This window comes from Cupriavidus nantongensis (assembly GCF_041726985.1).
Classification (GTDB): Bacteria; Pseudomonadota; Gammaproteobacteria; order Burkholderiales; family Burkholderiaceae; genus Cupriavidus; species Cupriavidus nantongensis_A.
On sequence record NZ_CP168302.1, the window covers coordinates 718,609 to 734,167 of the forward strand.

Consider the following 15,559-nt stretch of genomic DNA (forward strand, 5'->3'; position numbering starts at 1 on the left):
TCACGGCACCGCCTTACCACAATTGTCGGATTTGCGAGCAGCCCCACGCACGACCATAATGGCAACGCCGCGCCGTGGCCCGCCTGGCCGATCCGACCCGGGCGCGGCATTGTCTCCAATGTCTCCCCCATGCCGCCAGAACAAGGCCTGCCCCAGCCCCAGCGCACCTGGGCCATCCTCACCGTTTTCTTCGGCCTGATCATGGCCGTGCTCGACGGCTCGATCGCCAATATCGCGCTGCCGTCGATCTCGCGCGAGCTGCAGGCCGATCCCGCCAGCACCATCTGGGTCGTCAACGCGTACCAGCTGACGGTGACCGTATGCCTGCTGCCGCTATCGTCGCTGGGAGACATCCTGGGCTACAAGCGGGTCTATCGCGCGGGGCTAGCGACCTTCCTGGTGGGGTCGCTGCTGTGCGCGCTGTCGGTCAACCTGCCGATGCTGGTGGCCGCGCGCGTGCTGCAGGGCATCGGCGGCGCCGGCATCATGAGCGTCAACACCGCGCTGGTGCGCTTTATCTACCCGCCCACGCGGCTGGGCCGCGGCATCGGACTCAATGCGTTGGTGGTGGGCGTGACCATCGCCGTGGGGCCATCGCTGGGCGCGCTGATCCTGGCGGTGGCCAGCTGGCCCTGGCTGTTCGCGGTCAATGTGCCGGTGGCCATCGCCGCGCTGGCACTGAGCCGTACCGCGCTGCCGAATACGCCGCCGCAGCCGCGCGGTTTCGACTACCCCAGCGCGCTGCTGTCGGCGCTGGTGTTCGGCATGTTTATCCTGAGCGTCGATGGCCTTGGCCACCCCGGCTGGCGCCTGGCCGGCTGCGCGGGCGTGGCGCTCGCGGTGGGACTGGGCTGGCTGCTGGTGCGGCGCCAGCGCGGCCGCGCCGCGCCGCTGGTGCCGGTCGATCTGTTCGCCAGCCGCGCCTTCACGCTGGCGGTGGGGACTTCGTTCTGCTCGTTCATGACGCAGATGCTGTCCTTTATCGCGCTGCCGTTCTTCCTCGAATACCAGCTCGGCCGCTCGCTGCAGGAGACCGGCCTGCTGATCACGCCGTGGCCGCTGATGGTGGCGGTGATGGCCGCGGTCTCGGGCCGGCTGTCGGACCGCTATCCGGCCAGCATCCTCGCCGGCATCGGGCTGGCCATGCTCGGCGGCGGGCTGGTCGGCCTGGCCACGCTGGGCCCCGACGCCGGCAGCTTCGACATCGCCTGGCGCATGGCCATGTGCGGCACCGGCTTCGGCTTCTTCCAGTCCCCCAACAACCGCGCCATGATCGGCGCCACGCCGCCGGAACGCAGCGGCGGCGCCAGCGGCGCGCAGGCGACCACGCGGCTGCTGGGGCAGACCACCGGCACGGCACTGGTGGCGCTGCTGTTCAGCCTGTCGCCGGCGGGTGCGGCGCGGATGGCATTGTATGTGGCGGCGGGCGTGGCGGCGGTGGGGGCGATGATCAGTCTGAGCCGGTTGCGTGGTGCCAGTGGCGAGACGGTGGGGCGGGAGGCGGTGGAGCCGGATGCGTGAGCGCCCTGTTTGCGGGCGATGAGCCACCATCACTGCTGACTGTTCCGATGCCGCTTGTTTGCCCCCCTCTCCCGCTTGCGGGAGAGGGGCTGGGGGTGAGGGCCGGCGGTGGCAATTGCGACGGCCTTCACTTCGTCGATATTCCCGCCCTCACCCCGACCCTCTCCCGCGAGCGGGAGAGGGAGTACGCAAGCAGTAGTTGGAAGGCCGGTGGTAACTGGGGTTACTCCGCCTTCGCCCCCGACTCCTTCACCACCCGCGCCCATTTGGCGATTTCCTGGCGCTGGTACGCGGCCAGTTTTTCCGGCGTGCCCAGCACCGGATCCAGTCCCAGCGTCTTCAGTTTCGCCTGCACTTCGGGCAGCGTGAAGATGCGGTTGAGCTCGGCATTGAGCCTGGCCACCACCTCCTTCGGCGTGTTCGCCGGCGCGAACACCGCGAACCAGGAATCGGCCTCGAAGCCCGGCAGGCCCTGCTCGGCCAGCGTCGGGATATCCGGCGCCGACGCCGAGCGCCTGGCGCTGGTAATCCCCAGCGCGCGCAGCTTGCCTTCGCGCACCACCGGCAGGGCCGAGGGCAGGTTGTCGAACATCATGGTGATATGGCCGCCGAGCAGGTCGGGAATGGCCATGGCGCGGCCCTTGTAAGGGACATGCGTGATCTTGACGCCCGCCATCGCGTTGAACATTTCCCCCGCCACATGCGGCGAGGTGCCGATGCCCGGCGTGCCGAAGGTCAGGCCGCCGGGCCGGGCCTTGGCCAGCGCGATCAGCTCCGCCACGTTCTTCGCCGGCACGCCGGGATTGACCACCAGCACGTTGGGCGTCGAGGCGATCAGGATCACCGGCGTGAAGTCCTTGACCATGTCGTACGGCATCTTGCTGTAGAGCGCGCCGTTGATCGAATGCGTGCCGACGGTGCCGAGCACCAGCGTATGGCCGTCGGCCGGCGCGTGGGCCACGGCCTCGGCGCCAATATTGCCGCCGGCGCCAGGCTTGTTGTCGACCACCACGGGCTGGCCCCAGGCGGGAGAAATCTTCTCCGAGACGATGCGCGCCAGCGTGTCGGGCGCGCCCCCTGTGGGAAAGCCGACCACGATGCGGATGGGCTTGGCGGGATAGCCCTGGGCCTGCGCGGCGGCCGGGCTGATCAGGGTGGATGCGGCAAGCACTGCCGCCGCGGCAACGGTACCGAAACGCATGGGATGCTCCTCCGGTTGCGCGCGGCTGCGTGGCCGCGCGCATAGTGAAGGCGGCGGCAATGCCGCCGCCGGAACCTGCCAGGCTGCCCGCGCCTTCAGACCGCGATGCCGCCGAACTCCTGCATCACCTTGTCATGCAGGCGACGCATGCCGCGCAGCCAGCGGTCGTAGTCCTGGCCCTTGCGGCGATAGTACTCAAGCACTTCCGGGTGCGGCAAGATCAGGAAGCGCTCGTCGGCCACGCCCTCCAGCGTCACCGTGGCGACATGCTCGGCGGTGACCGAGCCTTCCTGCAGGAAGCCCTTGCGCTCGCCGTTCTCGCCGAACAGCATATTGGTCTGCACGCCTTGCGGGCAGATGCAGCTGACCTTGATGCCGCGCTCGCCGTAGGTGATCGACAGCCACTCGGCAAAGCCGATGGCGGCATGCTTGGTCACCGCGTAAGGCGCCGAGCCGATCTGTGATAGCAAGCCCGCGGCCGACACCGTGTTGACGAAGTAGCCGTCGCCGCGCTCCAGCATTTGCGGCAGCACCGCCTTTGCCGCATGGATGTGCGCCATCACGTTGATGTCCCAGATGCGCTGCCACTCGCCGGCGCTGGCGTCCAGGCCCTTGCGCAGGATGATGCCGGCGTTGGAACAGAAGATGTCGACCTGGCCGAAGCGCTGCGTGGCCATGTCGGCCAGCCCCTGCACCGCGGCCGCATCGGCCACGTCGACCGGCTGGGCAAACACCTGGCAAGCGGGCGCGGCGGCCTGGACCTCGGCCGCCACCGTGGCGGCGCCGGCCGCGTTCAGGTCAGCCACGGCCACGCCGCGCGCGCCGGCCTGCGCAAAGGCCAGTGCCAGCGCACGGCCGATGCCGGTAGCGGCTCCGGTCACGACGACGGTCTTGTTGCGTACTTCCATGGATGGTCTCCTCGTTGAATTCGAATGCCGGCTTCTGCGGCCGGATGCATCAGGCCCGCTTCGCCGCGCCGGGCTCGGCTCTGGGTTCGGCTGCGGGTTCCGGCTGCGCCGACGCAAAGCGCGCAGTCGCGCGCGCGCCGCCAGGCTGCCATAGCCGCGCCTGCAGGGTCTGCGCCAGCTCGCGCACGCGCGGACCCAGGTTGGCTTCCAGGATTTCCGGCGACAGCCGCGCGGCGGCGCCGCCGATATTCAGCGCCAGCACCTCGCTGCTGCCCGCCAGCCGCAGCGGCGCGGCGGCGCCGCTGACGGTGCGGTCCCATTCCGCATGCGCCACGCAGAAGCCGCGCCGCGCATGGTCGCGCAGCGCGCGCTCCACGCCCGCGCGCACCGCCGGCCAGCGCGCGCCATAGTGGCGCGCCAGCTCCGCCAGCGCAGCCTCGCGGTGATCCGCATCCAGACCCGCCAGCCACGCCCGCCCGATCGCCGAGGTGGCCATCGGCAGCCGCGCGCCCGGCGCCAGCCGGATCACCAGCGCGCCGCGCGGCTGGCAGCTTTCCAGGTAGACCATGGCATGGCGGTCCGGCATTGCCAGCGCCACCGTGCAATCCGTCGCAAACGCCAGCGACTGCATCAGCGGCTGCGCGATCTCGCGGATGCCGGCGCCAGCGACATAGCGGTGCCCCAGCACCATCGCGCCCTGCCCCAGCCGGTATTTTTCCGTCGCTTCGATATAGGTCAGGTAGCCCAGCGTCGCCAGCGTATAGGTCAGCCGCGACACCGTCGGCCGCGGAATGCCCGTGCGCCGCGACAGCTCGGCATTGCCGAGGTAGTCGTCCTGCGGCCCGAACGCGCGCAGCAGCTCCATGCCGCGCGCCAGCGCCGTGACGAAATTGCGGTCATCGGCACCGCCATTGCCCGCCGGCGCGTCGGCCGGCACCAGGATGTGCGCGGCATCGGGCGGCGGCGTGGGAATGGTGGTGGTGCGTTTCATGGGCAGCGCTTCGGGCGGGCCCATTAGATTGCAGCAAAGGCGGCGGCCGCAGGGGCGCTATGTAGGGAAAGCATGTGGCCTAGAAACGGTGTTCATGGACACATTCGGCCGTCTGGTGTGGGCGCCGGCTACATCGCTCGCGCCAGATTCGTCACTTAACGGATTGCTTATGGCCCGGATTGCGAGGCCAGGACCGGCCGGTTCGTTGCGGTGACACCAGAGTAGATTTCCGGCGGGCTGGCCGGTGTGTACAAAGCGGAGGGTGGGCAGGGAGTACAGTTTTGTGGTGTGCCCGGAAGCGCTGCGGCGCAGCCCCAGCAAGCGTCCTACTTCGCGCCAGGAACGGCGGCCAGATGCCGCGCCAGCGCCTCGCCGGCCCTTCGCGCGCTGTCGGCATCCACGCGTTCGGCAAGTACCCCGGTGAGCTGCCGCAACTGCCCGGCCGTCAGTCCCACATTCAGGCTGATACGCATATGCGACTGCAGTTGCGACTCGGCGCCGGGCAGCGCCGACAGCATGCCGACCGTGGCCAGTTCGCGACTTTGCCAGTCCAGGTTGTCGCGCTCGAAGATATCGCCGAACAAGTGGGTCTTCAGGTATTCATCGATGGCCGGGGCGAAGTCAAACAACGCGCCCTTGACCGGCGCGCCGGACAAGCGGGTCTGGTTGGCCGTTCCCGCGGCCAGCAGCGCGTCGCCCTTCGGCGCGGGGCGGCCCGGCAACGCGCCGGCTGCGTCCTGGATGCCGCGCTGCCTGCGCGCCTCCGCTACCTTCATCAGTTCGGCCAGCGCATTGAGGCTGCGCGGAAAGCCGGCGTAGGCGTATAGCTGCACCAGGATTTCCTTCACCTCATTGACCGTCAGGCCGGCATCCAGCCCCTGGTTCAAGGCGCCGTTCAGCCTGGCGATATCGCCGGCGGCACCCAACGCGCCGATCGGTGCGATGGCCTGCTGGCGCGCGGTCAGTGTTTCAGCTGGGCTTGGTGCGGCTGCTGGCGAGCTGGTCACGTTAAGGGACTCCTGCGCTGCCGGGGCAGCATGGCTCGCGGCGACAACGCCGCAGCTGAAGACCATTGCGATCACGCCGGCCCGCAAACCCCGGGGCCTAGCGGGCATTGTATTGCGCATCGGTGACCTTCTCCATCCATGTGACGTTCTTTCCTTCCACGGTGCCGGTGACGGCGAGGTGAGTCATTGCGGTGGCGGGCGCAGCGCCGTGCCAGTGCTTGACACCGGGGGGACACCAGACCACATCGCCGGGGCGGATTTCCTGCACAGGCTTGCCCCACTCCTGCGTGAGCCCCACGCCCGATATCACCACCAGCCGCTGCCCGGCCGGATGCGTGTGCCAGGCCGAGCGCGCGCCGGGCTCGAACGTCACCAGCCCGCCGGAGGCGTTGATATGCGGGTCGGCCGGCCAGACCGGATCGATCCGCGCCCGGCCGGTAAAGTAGTCGGCAGGACCTGCCATCGAGTGCTGGCTGCCCGCGCGTGCGATCTGCTGGGCGGGCGCGCCCGCCGGCGAACTTGACTGCGACCCCGCTTGCGGGCCTGCAGCGCAGGCGACTGCGCATGGCAAGGCCATGGCGCACAAGGCCATTGTCTTGAAAACGTGCATGAGCCTCCTTGATGGATTCAAACCGGGGCGGTGGCCGATCACACGCGCACCCACACGACCTCTACGTCGCGTGGCAGGCGTCAGGGTTCAAGCCGCGCGCGTTGTCATCGGCATCTTCGCGGATTCATGCCGGCCTGAGTAGCAAATGGAGGCTTAAAGGCCTTATAAGCGAGGCTAATCAATGCCATGCGCCGATAATTGGATAGCCCCATCAGCCAGCCACCCTGAATTCCGCATCAACAGTCGCATCAGGCCCCGCCGCCCCAGCCGCCAGAGCGGGTCCGGACAGCTGGCGAACCGGTGCATGCCGAGGAATGGCGGCACCGGTTCCGCGTTGACCATCATTCCATCTTGAGCCCCACCGTCCTCGTCATGGCCTGGTAGGTCGGCCACGTGCGGCCGATGAACTGCTGCAGCGCTTCACCGGTCAGGGGCGTGTCCTGGCTGCCCAACTGCTCGCGCACATTCCTGACCGCTTCCGATTCGGTAACCGACTGCCGCACCAGCGTGGCGAGCGTCGAAACGATGCCGGCAGGCAGCCCGGCGGGCCCCAGCAGCATGTTGCACTCGGCCAGGTTGCTGAACACGGGGTCCGAGATGCCCTCGTCCGCCCAGGTCGGTATGCCTGGCAATTTGGCCGAACGCGGCCCGGAGATCACCAGCAGCGGCTTGAGCCCACCGGACGCCAGCCCGCCCGACATGCCGAGCAGCGAACCGGCGCCGATATCGATATGCCCGGCCAGCAGGTCGCCGATCATCGCCCCCGTGCCCTTGTAGTTGATGATGTCGAGCTGGGCCCCGGTCAGCTTCTTCAGCTGGGCCACCATCAGTTGCCATCCCGAGCCGATGCCGTAGTTGCCGACGCTGACCGGCCGCTTCTGCGCCAGCGCGATCAGTTCCTTGAAGGTGCTGGCGGGCAGCCCCTTGGTCGCCACCATCACGCCGACGCCGGTACTCATCGACGCGACCGGGGTGAGCTCGCGCGAGGGGTCGATGGGCGGCTTCTTCAGCAGTACCGGCGCCTGCGCCAGCTGGCTGTGCAAGGTGCACAGCAGCGTGCACCCGTCGGGCTTGGCACGGGCCACCGCCTCGGCGGCAATCATGCCGATGCCGCCCGGCTTGTTTTCCACCACCACCGGCACCTTCAGCCTGGCGGAGAAGAACTCGGCGAACGCGCGCGCGGTGCTGTCGTTGGACGAGCCCGGCGCCTGCGCCGCGATGATGCGGATGGGACGCGAGGGCCAGTCGCTGGCAAGCGCGTGGCGTGGCAGCAGCCAGGGCAGCACAGCCGCCCCCGCCGCGGCGCCGAGCCATTGGCGCCGGCGCAGGTTGACGGTATCCGCGGGCAAGTCGTTGCCCGGACCAGGTATGGAATGCATGGGTCTTCTCCCGAATGCTTCAAGCCCGTGCCCGCGATGCGCCACGGGCACCATGGCCGCGGCAATGCGCCACGGCCGGCACGGATGGCATGCCGCTACATGCCGATCAGGTCGGCGCGCTGCACCAGGTTCCTGACGATGCGGACCGAGGCGATGTCGATCATCTTGCCCTCGTACTGGACCGCGCCCAGGCCCTGCGACAGCGCTTCGTCATAGGCGCGGATCATGTCGCGGGCACGTGCCACGTCGGCAGCGGCCGGCGAGAACACGTCCTGTGCGAGTTCGACCTGCGACGGATGGATGGCCCACTTGCCGACCATGCCGAGGATCATGGCGCGGCGCGCTTCCTCGCGGAACGCGTCGGGGCTGCGGAAGTCGGCGAACGGGCCGTCGACGGCATCGAGCCGGTGGGCGCGCGCGGCAATCGTCAGCCGCTGGCGCTGGTAGTGCCAGATGTCGCCCGGGTAACCTCCGCTGCCGCCAATGTCGCGCATCGACACGCCCTGGCTGGCCGAGTAGTCGCCCATGCCGAAGATCAGGCATTCCAGCCGCGGCGTGGACGCCGCGATGGCCTCGACGTTCATCATCGCCTCGACCTCCTCGATCAGCACGTCGATGCCGATGCGGTGGCGCAGGCCGAGCTTCTTCTCCATCATTGACAGCAGCTTGTCGACGAACTGCACATCCGCCGCCGACATGGCCTTGGGCAGCATGATGACATCGAGGTTGCGGCCGGCGCCTTCGACCACTTCGATGATGTCCTCGTAGGCGTACTCGGTGGTCAGGTCGTTGATGCGCACGCAGCGCGTGGTGCGTCCCCAGTCGAGCCCGTTGAGCGCATCGACGATCTTGCGCCGTGCCGGACGCTTTTCGCTGGGCGCCACGGCGTCTTCCAGGTCGAGGAAGACGAAGTCCACGCCCATGCCCGCGGCCTTGGCCATCATCTTCTCGCTCGAGCCTGGCACCGACAGCTGGCAGCGGCGCAGCCGCTTGGTCTTTTCCTGCATGATGTTGTCTCCTGCTTGTTGTACTAGTGTTGTCTGTCAGTCATTGCGGCGTGCCCCTACTGCACCACGCCCTGCGCGCGCAGCACCGCGATCTCGCCGGCATCGAAGCCGAGGTCGGCCAGGGTGCAGTCGGTGTGCTCGCCGGTCATGGGCGCCCGATGCCGTACGCCTCCTGGTGTGGCGCTCATGCGTACCGGACTACCGGCAATCGTCAGCGCGCGCGCCGCGCCGGGCTGTTCGGCCTCGACCAGCATCCCGCGGATGCGGAAATGCGGATCGTCAAAAATGTCGGCGGCATCGAACACCGGCCCGAACGGCACCTCGCCGCCCAGCATCCCCGCAAGCGCGCGCTTGGTGTGGCGCACGGTCCAGTCGGCGACCGCCCGCTCCACCTCGGCGCGGTGGCGAACGCGCAGCTCGTTGGTGGCAAAGCGCGGATCGTCGGCCCATGGCGGATGGCCCATCCGTTCCACCAGCAGCCGCCAGAAGCGGTCGTTCGGCACCCCCAGGCTGATATAGCCATCGCTGGCCGGGAACAGCCCGAACGGGCACAGCAGCGGATGGCCGTTGCCCTCGGGTCCCGGCGCCTGCGCCGAGGCGCTGTACTGGAACACCATGCGCTCGCACACCGCCAGCACGGCGTCGACCATGGCCACATCGACGAACTGGCCGCGACCGGTGCGCTGCGCATGCCAGCAAGCCGCCGCAATGCCGTAGGCCAGGAACATGGCAGGCACGATATCGCCGACGCCCGGGCCGATCTTGGTCGGTGCGCCGCCGCGCTGCGGGCCGGTAATCCCCATGATGCCGCCCATGGCCTGCGCGACGGGATCGTAGGCGGGCCAGCCGGCGTAGGCGCTCTCGCCGCTGCGCGGGTCGCCGAAGCCGCGCAGCGCCGCGTACACCAGCTTCGGGTTCTCCTCTGCGAGCCGTTCATAGCCCAGCCCGAAGCGTTCCATCACGCCGGCGCGGTAGTTCTCGACCAGCACGTCGGCGCTACGTACGAGCCTCAGCAAGGTCTCGCGCCCGGCGAGCTGCTTCAGGTCCAGCACCAGCGATTCCTTGTTGCGGTTGATCGAGCCGAAGTAGCCGCCAAAGCCGCCTGACTCCATCCGCAACGCGCCGTCGAGATACGGGCCGTTGCGCCGGGTCTGGTCGCCGCCGGGCGGCTCGATCTTGATCACGCGCGCGCCCTGGTCCGCGAGCATCATCGAGCAATAGGGGCCGGCCAGCATCTGGGTCAGGTCAAGCACCACCATGCCATCGAGCGCGCCCCTGGGGGGGCCATCCGCCCTCATCGTCCGCCCCAGTGGCTCTTTCGCTTGACCAGCGCGGTGCGCTCCGCCTGCACGCAGAGCTTGTCGTCCTGGTTTACGCCGTAGTGGCGGAAGCGGACGATGCCCGCATCCTCGCGGTCGGAGTCCTCCTTGCCCAGCACCTCGGTGAAGGCGTAGAGCGTGTCGCCGTGGAACACCGGATGCGACAGGCGGATCTTGTCCAGCGTCAGTTCTTGCAGGCATTGCTCGGCGGTGTCCTGCGCCGCAAGCCCGAGCACCATCGAGAGGTTGATCGCGCCGAAGACCACGCGCTGCGCGAAGATGCCGCCGGCGGCACGCCGCATCGCGTCTTCGTTGAAGTGCCCTTCGGCCGTGTTCATGACCATGTTGGTCAGCATGACGTTGTCCATCTCGGTCACCGTCTTGCCGCGCGCATGGCGGATCAGCATGCCGGACTCGAAGTGCTCGAGGTACCCGTCTGGGCTGGTGAGTGCGCAGAGTTTCATGCGGCCTCCTTCGACTGCCGAACCTGCCCGCCGAAGGCGCGGCTGGCGATCATGCCCTCGACCTCGGACTTGCCGAGCAGGCTGTTGGCGATGATGCGTTGCTGGATCTCCGAAGTGCCTTCGAAGATCTTGGTGAGGCGCGCGTCGCGCCAGTAGCGCTCGACCGGGAACAGCTTGGTATAGCCCGCGCCGCCGAAGATCTGCAGCGCCTGCGAGGTCACGCGCTCCGCCATCTCCGAGGCGAAGTACTTCACCATCGACGCCTCCTTGTCGCAGCGGCGCCCGCTGTCGATCTCGTTGCAGACGAAGTAGAGCAACTGGCGCGCGGCCTCGATCTCGGTCGCCATGGTGGCGATCTTGAAGCGGATCGCCTGGTATTCCGCGATCGGCATGCCGAACTGGCGGCGCTCCAGCGAATAAGCGATCGCGTCTTCCAGCGCGCCCTGCGCCAGCCCGATCGCACGGGCGGCGGTATGCGCGCGGGCGCCCTCCAGCCCCTTGGCCATCAGCAGGAAGGCCTTGCCCTCCGGGCCCATCAGGTTGCGCTTTGGCACGCGCACGCCGTCGAGCGCCAGCTCGAAGGTCTTCCAGCCGAAATACCCGATCTTGGGGATCGGCGAGCCGGTCATGCCGGGCGGAAAGGCGCCGCGCTGCTTCTCGATCATGAAGCACGAAATGCCTTCCCAGCGCTTTTCGGGCGAGGGCGGCGCGGAGGTCCGCGCGAACACGATCAGGTAGTCGGCGCCGTCGGCGAAGGTGCACCAGTACTTGTTGCCGGTCAGTACCCATTCATCCCCGTCCAGCACGGCGCGGCACGAGATCGACGCCAGGTCGGACCCGGTATCCGGCTCGGACAGCGCACTGGCGTTGAGAAAGTCGCCGCGCACCACGCGCGGCAGGTATTCGCGCCGCATGTCCTCGGGCATCGACTTCATGATCCAGCCGCCCTGCGCACGGGCCACGATCGAGGCCACCGACATCCAGCCGCGCGACAGCTGCTCGCAGATCAGGCAATACTCGAAGATGCCAAGGCCGAGGCCGCCGTACTCCTCCGGGATGGTGATGCCGAAGTAGCCCATCTCGGCCATCTTGTCGCGCAGCGACATCGGGATCTCCGCATCCGGGCCGTCCACCGCGTTGGCCACCGGCAGCACCTCTTTCATCGTGAACTCGCGCGCCGCATCGCGGATCATGCAACGCGCTTCCGTCATGTATCCCAGACCGTCTCCTGACATGCTTATCCCCTCTTCCTGACCAGATTGGTACGCTTGAATTCGATCACTGCATCGCCCTGCTGATTGGTGCCCCGCGTGTGCCACGTGACGATGCCGTAGCCCGGCCGGTTGCTCGCCAGCCTGCGCGACACCACGACGGAGCTGGCATAGAGCGTCTCGCCGGGGTAGACCGGCCGCAGATAGGCCAGCTCGTCGACGCCGAGAAAGGGACCGCCGCCCTCGGACAGGTCCTCCACCGACAGGCCGAACACGGTGTTGAACACCAGCAGCGGATTGACCGGCACGCCGGGGTGCCCGTTGACGCGCGCCACCGCCTCATTGGTGTATTGCGGGTTGTAGTGCAGCGTCAGCACCGAGAACATGGTGTTGTCCGCCGCGGTGACGGTACGGCCCCAGTGGTGGTCGAAGCGCCGGCCCGGCTCGAAGTCCTCATAGCGATTGCCGCGGGCGCGCAGCCGGGCCTCGGCTTTCAGGCGCGCGACGACCGGATCGGCGGGGATCTCGGCGATGCGCTCGGTGGCGGGATGGGTGGATGTCATTGCATTGCCTCAAACAAGGGTTCGACGGAAGGAAGCCGGTCCAGCGTGTCGACCACCGACACCAGCTTCGCGAACTTGGCCGCGCCGATGCGCGGCACGACGATGGCCTGCGCCTTGTCGACCAGGCGCCGCCACTGCATGGCAAGGTCCTCGGCCGGCACCGCGACATTGGCCTGCGCGCGCAGCGTGCGGCCGTCGCGCGTCAGGATCTCGACCGTGGCGGCATTGCGGTTCAGGTCCGGGTCCGGACCGGGCACCACCTGCAGCGCGATCCGCTGCCGCGCCCTGACATAGCGCGGCGCGAGCGCGGTCTCGGGCGAGTACAGCGCGAGCGACGCGGTGGGCGCGCCGTCCATCGCCAGCGCCGCCAGATGCTGGATCGCGAACTTGATCTCCAGGCCGGTCTGCGGGTTGGCGATGTCGCACACGCCGCGATGCGGGCCGGACACGAAGATCGTCATCGACTCGAGCGCGTCCAGGTCGATACGATGCTCGCGACAGGCCTGGCGCACGGCTTCGATGGTGGAATGCGTGAGGTAACAGGACGCATGGAACTTGAACAGGGTGCGTTCGATCGCCATGCCCGCGCGCCGCTCGAACGTGGCCGGAAACGCCGGCGCAGCGGGCGCCTGGGTGCGGCCGAAGCCCTGCTCGCACTCGATGCCGCTGGCATTGGCAGTGAAGCCGCGCGCGGCCAGGCGGGCCGCGATCACGCCGTTCATGGCGGCCTTGCCCGCGTGCAGCGGCTTGGCCATGGTGCCGAACATGCATTTGAGCCCGGCAGCTTGCGTCGCGGCGAGTCCGAGCGCATGGGCGGTGCGGACCGGATCGAGGCCACCCAGCCGCGCACAGGCGGCGGCTGCGCCCAGCGTGCCGGTGGTGCCGGTCGGGTGCAGACCGAGGCGATACTGCTCCTCCCCCACCACCTCGCCGATCCGGCTTTCGACTTCATGGCCCAGGATCAGTGCACGCAGCAGTTCCTTTCCGCTCGCGCCGGCCACCTGGGCCACCGCCAGCGCCGCGGGCGCCACCGGCACGGTCGGGTGTCCGCGCATCGCCGAAGCAACGTCGTCGAAGTCGAGGGCATGTCCCGCGGCGCCGTTGATCAGCGCGGCCTGCGCCGGTTCGGCTCGCAGCGGGCTGCCTACCAGCGCGCACGGCAAGTCGCTCAGGCCGGCATATTCGGCGACGAGCATTTCGACCAGCGGCTCGCGCGCGGCAGCGAGGGTCACCGCGATCCAGTCGAGCATGGCATGGCGTGCCCAGGCGAAGGCCGGCGCGCCGAGCTCGGCATCGTCGACCGTGCTGGTCCAGTCGGCCAGCGCCCGGGTGAAGCCGGTGCGGTCCGCCGTGTTGTCGAAGGTATGGTCAGGTTCCACCGGAAGCATCGCCGCATCGGCCGGCGCCATGTTGTTGTCGATGGACCAAGTATTGGCGAAGGCCGACGGGCGCGGCATCACATATGTGATGAATGCCGATCGCTGGCATCCATCACATATGTGATGGATGCGCGGGCGTGCAGTACCGAAACTCTCGTCCGTGGTCATGCGCGGCGCCAGGTGCCGCGCATGGCCGCGCTATCCCGCCTTCGTCAACCTTTCACGTCCACGACGCCACCGCTCATGACCATGACCAAGCCCGCACCCCGCCGCTCCGTGCTGTATGTGCCTGCCACCAATACCCGCGCGATCGAGAAGGCACGCCAGCTACCCTGCGACGCCATCGTGTTCGACCTGGAAGACGCCGTGGCGCCGACGATGAAAGCCCAGGCCAGGGACAACCTGGCCAGCGCGTTTTCCGCGCAGCCATTTGCGGCGCATGAAACGGTGATCCGCGTCAACGCGCTGGCAACCACCGAGTTCGATGCCGACCTGCGCATGGCCGCCACATGCGGTGCCGATGCCATCCTGCTGCCGAAAGTCGACACCGGTGCGGACCTGGAGCGCTTCGCCGCGGCCATCGGCGCCATCACAGGCGGCGCCGCACCGAAGCTATGGGCCATGATCGAGACCGCTGCGGCGATCCACCATATCGACGGCATCCTGCAAGCCGGCCAGCGCCGGCAGGTGCAACTGGACTGCCTGGTGGTGGGCACCAATGACCTGGCAAGGGAAACCGGCGTCTATCCGGGCGACAACCGTGCGTACCTGCTGCCCTGGCTGATGTCGGTGGTGCTGGCGGCAAAGCGCCATGGCAAGGACGTGCTTGACGGTGTGTGGAATGACTTCGGCGACCGCGACGGCTTCGACCATGAAGTGTTGCAGTCCGTCAGGATGGGCTTTGACGGCAAGACGCTGATCCACCCGTCGCAGGTCGATCCGGCCAATGCGGCGTTCACGCCGTCGGGCGCCGCCACGGCCGAGGCGCAGGCCATCGTCGCGGCCTTCGCGCGGCCCGAGCATGCCGCCGCGGGCGTAATCAACCTGGAGGGACGCATGGTCGAGCGACTGCACCTGGAACAGGCCACGCGCCTGCTGGCGCGGCTCGACGCAATCCGGGCGCGCCGTGAACGGCCCGGCCGCTGAGCGCGCCGCGGCGTTCAGCAGTCCTGCGCCACGGCCAGCACCGCGGCCAGCAGTTTCTTCCGGCGCGCGTGCAGGCGCGCCACCGGGCCGCCGGTGCCGATGCCCAGCCACTGTCCGCGGATGGGTGTGGCCATCAGCGTGGCAATCACGCCGGCCCCCGGCGTGGCCAGGCTGGCCGATTCGTAGAAGCCCTGGCGACGTGCCAGCTCGACTTCGCGCAGGATCTCGGCGGGCCGTGCCGGGGGCTCGCCGGTGGCCGCCTCGGCGTTGTAGCGGCGCAGCAGGCGTCCGATCTGCTCGTCGTCCATGCGGCTCATCAGCATGATGCCGATCGCGGTGCGATGCATCGGCCGGACGATGCCCGATGCAACCGACAGACGCAGCGCATGGCTGGATTCGATCACGGACAGGTATTGCAGCATGTTGCCGCTCTGGCGGCCCAGCAGCACGGTTTCGCCGGTTTCGCTCGACAGGCGGCGCATGGCGTCGTGCACTGATGCGCCGGCGCCTTGCCTGCGCGTGGTCCAGCCACACAGGAAGGCGACCCGCACCGACGGGCAATAGGTGCGCAACTGCGCGTCGAACTCCATGTAGCCGCGCGCGACCATGGTCCGCAGCAGCATCGAGACACTGGACTGCGGGATGCCGAGGCGCTCGGCGATCTCGCCCACGCGCAGCGGCCGGCGCACGCGCTCGAACAGTTCCAGCAGGTCGAACACGCGATTTGCCGACTTGACCACGCCGCTGTCCATAGCCGTCCCTCCCTGGCCCGCGCCTGGTCGGCGCTGCGTTGCCGTGCCTGGACTGGCCGGCGTCGCTCAGGTGCTTGCCGTTTCAGCCCCCCTCAACATCG

General features: G+C 68.6%; 15 protein-coding genes. 2 read left to right on the top strand and 13 right to left on the bottom strand.

Annotated elements, in window-relative coordinates; genetic code table 11:
* Positions 1 to 129 precede the first annotated feature (129 nt).
* Positions 130 to 1,521 carry an MFS transporter gene (locus ACEI37_RS03020; protein ID WP_373377266.1) on the top strand — a complete coding sequence of 464 codons (1,392 nt, stop codon included), beginning with the start codon at positions 130 to 132 and terminating at the stop codon, positions 1,519 to 1,521.
* 223 nt (positions 1,522 to 1,744) lie between these two features.
* Here ACEI37_RS03020 and ACEI37_RS03025 read toward each other — a convergent pair whose 3' ends face one another.
* The 12 genes from ACEI37_RS03025 to ACEI37_RS03080 all read right to left on the bottom strand — a co-directional run bounded on the left by ACEI37_RS03025 (position 1,745) and on the right by ACEI37_RS03080 (position 13,638).
* Complete coding sequence (locus ACEI37_RS03025) at positions 1,745 to 2,722, bottom strand: Bug family tripartite tricarboxylate transporter substrate binding protein (protein WP_373377267.1); 978 nt, start codon at positions 2,720 to 2,722, stop codon at positions 1,745 to 1,747.
* Positions 2,723 to 2,817: 95 nt separating this feature from the next.
* Positions 2,818 to 3,630: an SDR family oxidoreductase gene (locus ACEI37_RS03030; protein WP_373377268.1), complete on the bottom strand. Its 813-nt coding sequence runs from the start codon at positions 3,628 to 3,630 to the stop codon at positions 2,818 to 2,820.
* Positions 3,631 to 3,679: 49 nt separating this feature from the next.
* Positions 3,680 to 4,621, bottom strand: a complete 942-nt coding sequence (locus ACEI37_RS03035) for an IclR family transcriptional regulator (protein WP_373377269.1) — start codon at positions 4,619 to 4,621, stop codon at positions 3,680 to 3,682.
* Between the two features lie 326 nt (positions 4,622 to 4,947).
* Entirely contained in the window at positions 4,948 to 5,748 is an 801-nt protein-coding gene (locus ACEI37_RS03040; protein ID WP_373377270.1) for a carboxymuconolactone decarboxylase family protein, read from the bottom strand.
* Positions 5,726 to 6,238 (bottom strand): cupin domain-containing protein, encoded by a 513-nt coding sequence (locus ACEI37_RS03045; protein WP_373377271.1) that lies wholly within the window; start codon positions 6,236 to 6,238, stop codon positions 5,726 to 5,728. Before ACEI37_RS03045 ends, ACEI37_RS03040 begins: the two co-directional genes overlap by 23 nt.
* A 341-nt stretch (positions 6,239 to 6,579) precedes the next feature.
* The gene (locus ACEI37_RS03050; RefSeq protein ID WP_373377272.1) at positions 6,580 to 7,617 is read right to left on the bottom strand and encodes a Bug family tripartite tricarboxylate transporter substrate binding protein; all 1,038 of its coding nucleotides are present in this window, start codon (positions 7,615 to 7,617) and stop codon (positions 6,580 to 6,582) included.
* 95 nt (positions 7,618 to 7,712) lie between these two features.
* Entirely contained in the window at positions 7,713 to 8,624 is a 912-nt protein-coding gene (locus tag ACEI37_RS03055) for a CoA ester lyase (protein ID WP_373377273.1), read from the bottom strand.
* A gap of 56 nt (positions 8,625 to 8,680) precedes the next feature.
* Positions 8,681 to 9,922, bottom strand: coding sequence for a CaiB/BaiF CoA transferase family protein (locus tag ACEI37_RS03060; RefSeq protein WP_373377274.1), 1,242 nt, complete (start codon positions 9,920 to 9,922; stop codon positions 8,681 to 8,683).
* On the bottom strand, positions 9,919 to 10,407 hold the full coding sequence (locus tag ACEI37_RS03065; protein ID WP_373377275.1) for a MaoC family dehydratase: 489 nt from the start codon (positions 10,405 to 10,407) through the stop codon (positions 9,919 to 9,921). Before ACEI37_RS03065 ends, ACEI37_RS03060 begins: the two co-directional genes overlap by 4 nt.
* The gene (locus ACEI37_RS03070) at positions 10,404 to 11,618 is read right to left on the bottom strand and encodes an acyl-CoA dehydrogenase family protein (RefSeq protein ID WP_373377276.1); all 1,215 of its coding nucleotides are present in this window, start codon (positions 11,616 to 11,618) and stop codon (positions 10,404 to 10,406) included. Before ACEI37_RS03070 ends, ACEI37_RS03065 begins: the two co-directional genes overlap by 4 nt.
* A 26-nt stretch (positions 11,619 to 11,644) precedes the next feature.
* Positions 11,645 to 12,181 carry a MaoC family dehydratase gene (locus ACEI37_RS03075; RefSeq protein ID WP_373377277.1) on the bottom strand — a complete coding sequence of 179 codons (537 nt, stop codon included), beginning with the start codon at positions 12,179 to 12,181 and terminating at the stop codon, positions 11,645 to 11,647.
* The gene (locus ACEI37_RS03080) at positions 12,178 to 13,638 is read right to left on the bottom strand and encodes an MmgE/PrpD family protein (RefSeq protein ID WP_373377278.1); all 1,461 of its coding nucleotides are present in this window, start codon (positions 13,636 to 13,638) and stop codon (positions 12,178 to 12,180) included. Before ACEI37_RS03080 ends, ACEI37_RS03075 begins: the two co-directional genes overlap by 4 nt.
* 165 nt (positions 13,639 to 13,803) lie before the next feature.
* On the opposite strand from ACEI37_RS03080, the gene ACEI37_RS03085 reads away from it, so the two are divergent.
* The gene (locus ACEI37_RS03085; RefSeq protein ID WP_373377279.1) at positions 13,804 to 14,706 is read left to right on the top strand and encodes a CoA ester lyase; all 903 of its coding nucleotides are present in this window, start codon (positions 13,804 to 13,806) and stop codon (positions 14,704 to 14,706) included.
* A 14-nt stretch (positions 14,707 to 14,720) separates the two neighbouring features.
* Here the strand turns inward: ACEI37_RS03085 and ACEI37_RS03090 are convergent, their stop codons facing one another.
* Complete coding sequence (locus ACEI37_RS03090) at positions 14,721 to 15,458, bottom strand: IclR family transcriptional regulator (RefSeq protein WP_373377280.1); 738 nt, start codon at positions 15,456 to 15,458, stop codon at positions 14,721 to 14,723.
* Positions 15,459 to 15,559 lie beyond the last annotated feature (101 nt).

Coding starts and splice junctions, on each gene's coding strand:
- ACEI37_RS03020 (WP_373377266.1), top strand. CDS start 130: ATGCCGCCAGAACAAGGCCTGCCCCAGCCCCAGCGCACCTGGGCCATC.
- ACEI37_RS03025 (WP_373377267.1), bottom strand. CDS start 2,722: ATGCGTTTCGGTACCGTTGCCGCGGCGGCAGTGCTTGCCGCATCCACC.
- ACEI37_RS03030 (WP_373377268.1), bottom strand. CDS start 3,630: ATGGAAGTACGCAACAAGACCGTCGTCGTGACCGGAGCCGCTACCGGC.
- ACEI37_RS03035 (WP_373377269.1), bottom strand. CDS start 4,621: ATGAAACGCACCACCACCATTCCCACGCCGCCGCCCGATGCCGCGCAC.
- ACEI37_RS03040 (WP_373377270.1), bottom strand. CDS start 5,748: ATGCGCAATACAATGCCCGCTAGGCCCCGGGGTTTGCGGGCCGGCGTG.
- ACEI37_RS03045 (WP_373377271.1), bottom strand. CDS start 6,238: ATGCACGTTTTCAAGACAATGGCCTTGTGCGCCATGGCCTTGCCATGC.
- ACEI37_RS03050 (WP_373377272.1), bottom strand. CDS start 7,617: ATGCATTCCATACCTGGTCCGGGCAACGACTTGCCCGCGGATACCGTC.
- ACEI37_RS03055 (WP_373377273.1), bottom strand. CDS start 8,624: ATGCAGGAAAAGACCAAGCGGCTGCGCCGCTGCCAGCTGTCGGTGCCA.
- ACEI37_RS03060 (WP_373377274.1), bottom strand. CDS start 9,922: ATGAGGGCGGATGGCCCCCCCAGGGGCGCGCTCGATGGCATGGTGGTG.
- ACEI37_RS03065 (WP_373377275.1), bottom strand. CDS start 10,407: ATGAAACTCTGCGCACTCACCAGCCCAGACGGGTACCTCGAGCACTTC.
- ACEI37_RS03070 (WP_373377276.1), bottom strand. CDS start 11,618: ATGACGGAAGCGCGTTGCATGATCCGCGATGCGGCGCGCGAGTTCACG.
- ACEI37_RS03075 (WP_373377277.1), bottom strand. CDS start 12,181: ATGACATCCACCCATCCCGCCACCGAGCGCATCGCCGAGATCCCCGCC.
- ACEI37_RS03080 (WP_373377278.1), bottom strand. CDS start 13,638: ATGCCGCGCCCGTCGGCCTTCGCCAATACTTGGTCCATCGACAACAAC.
- ACEI37_RS03085 (WP_373377279.1), top strand. CDS start 13,804: ATGACCATGACCAAGCCCGCACCCCGCCGCTCCGTGCTGTATGTGCCT.
- ACEI37_RS03090 (WP_373377280.1), bottom strand. CDS start 15,458: ATGGACAGCGGCGTGGTCAAGTCGGCAAATCGCGTGTTCGACCTGCTG.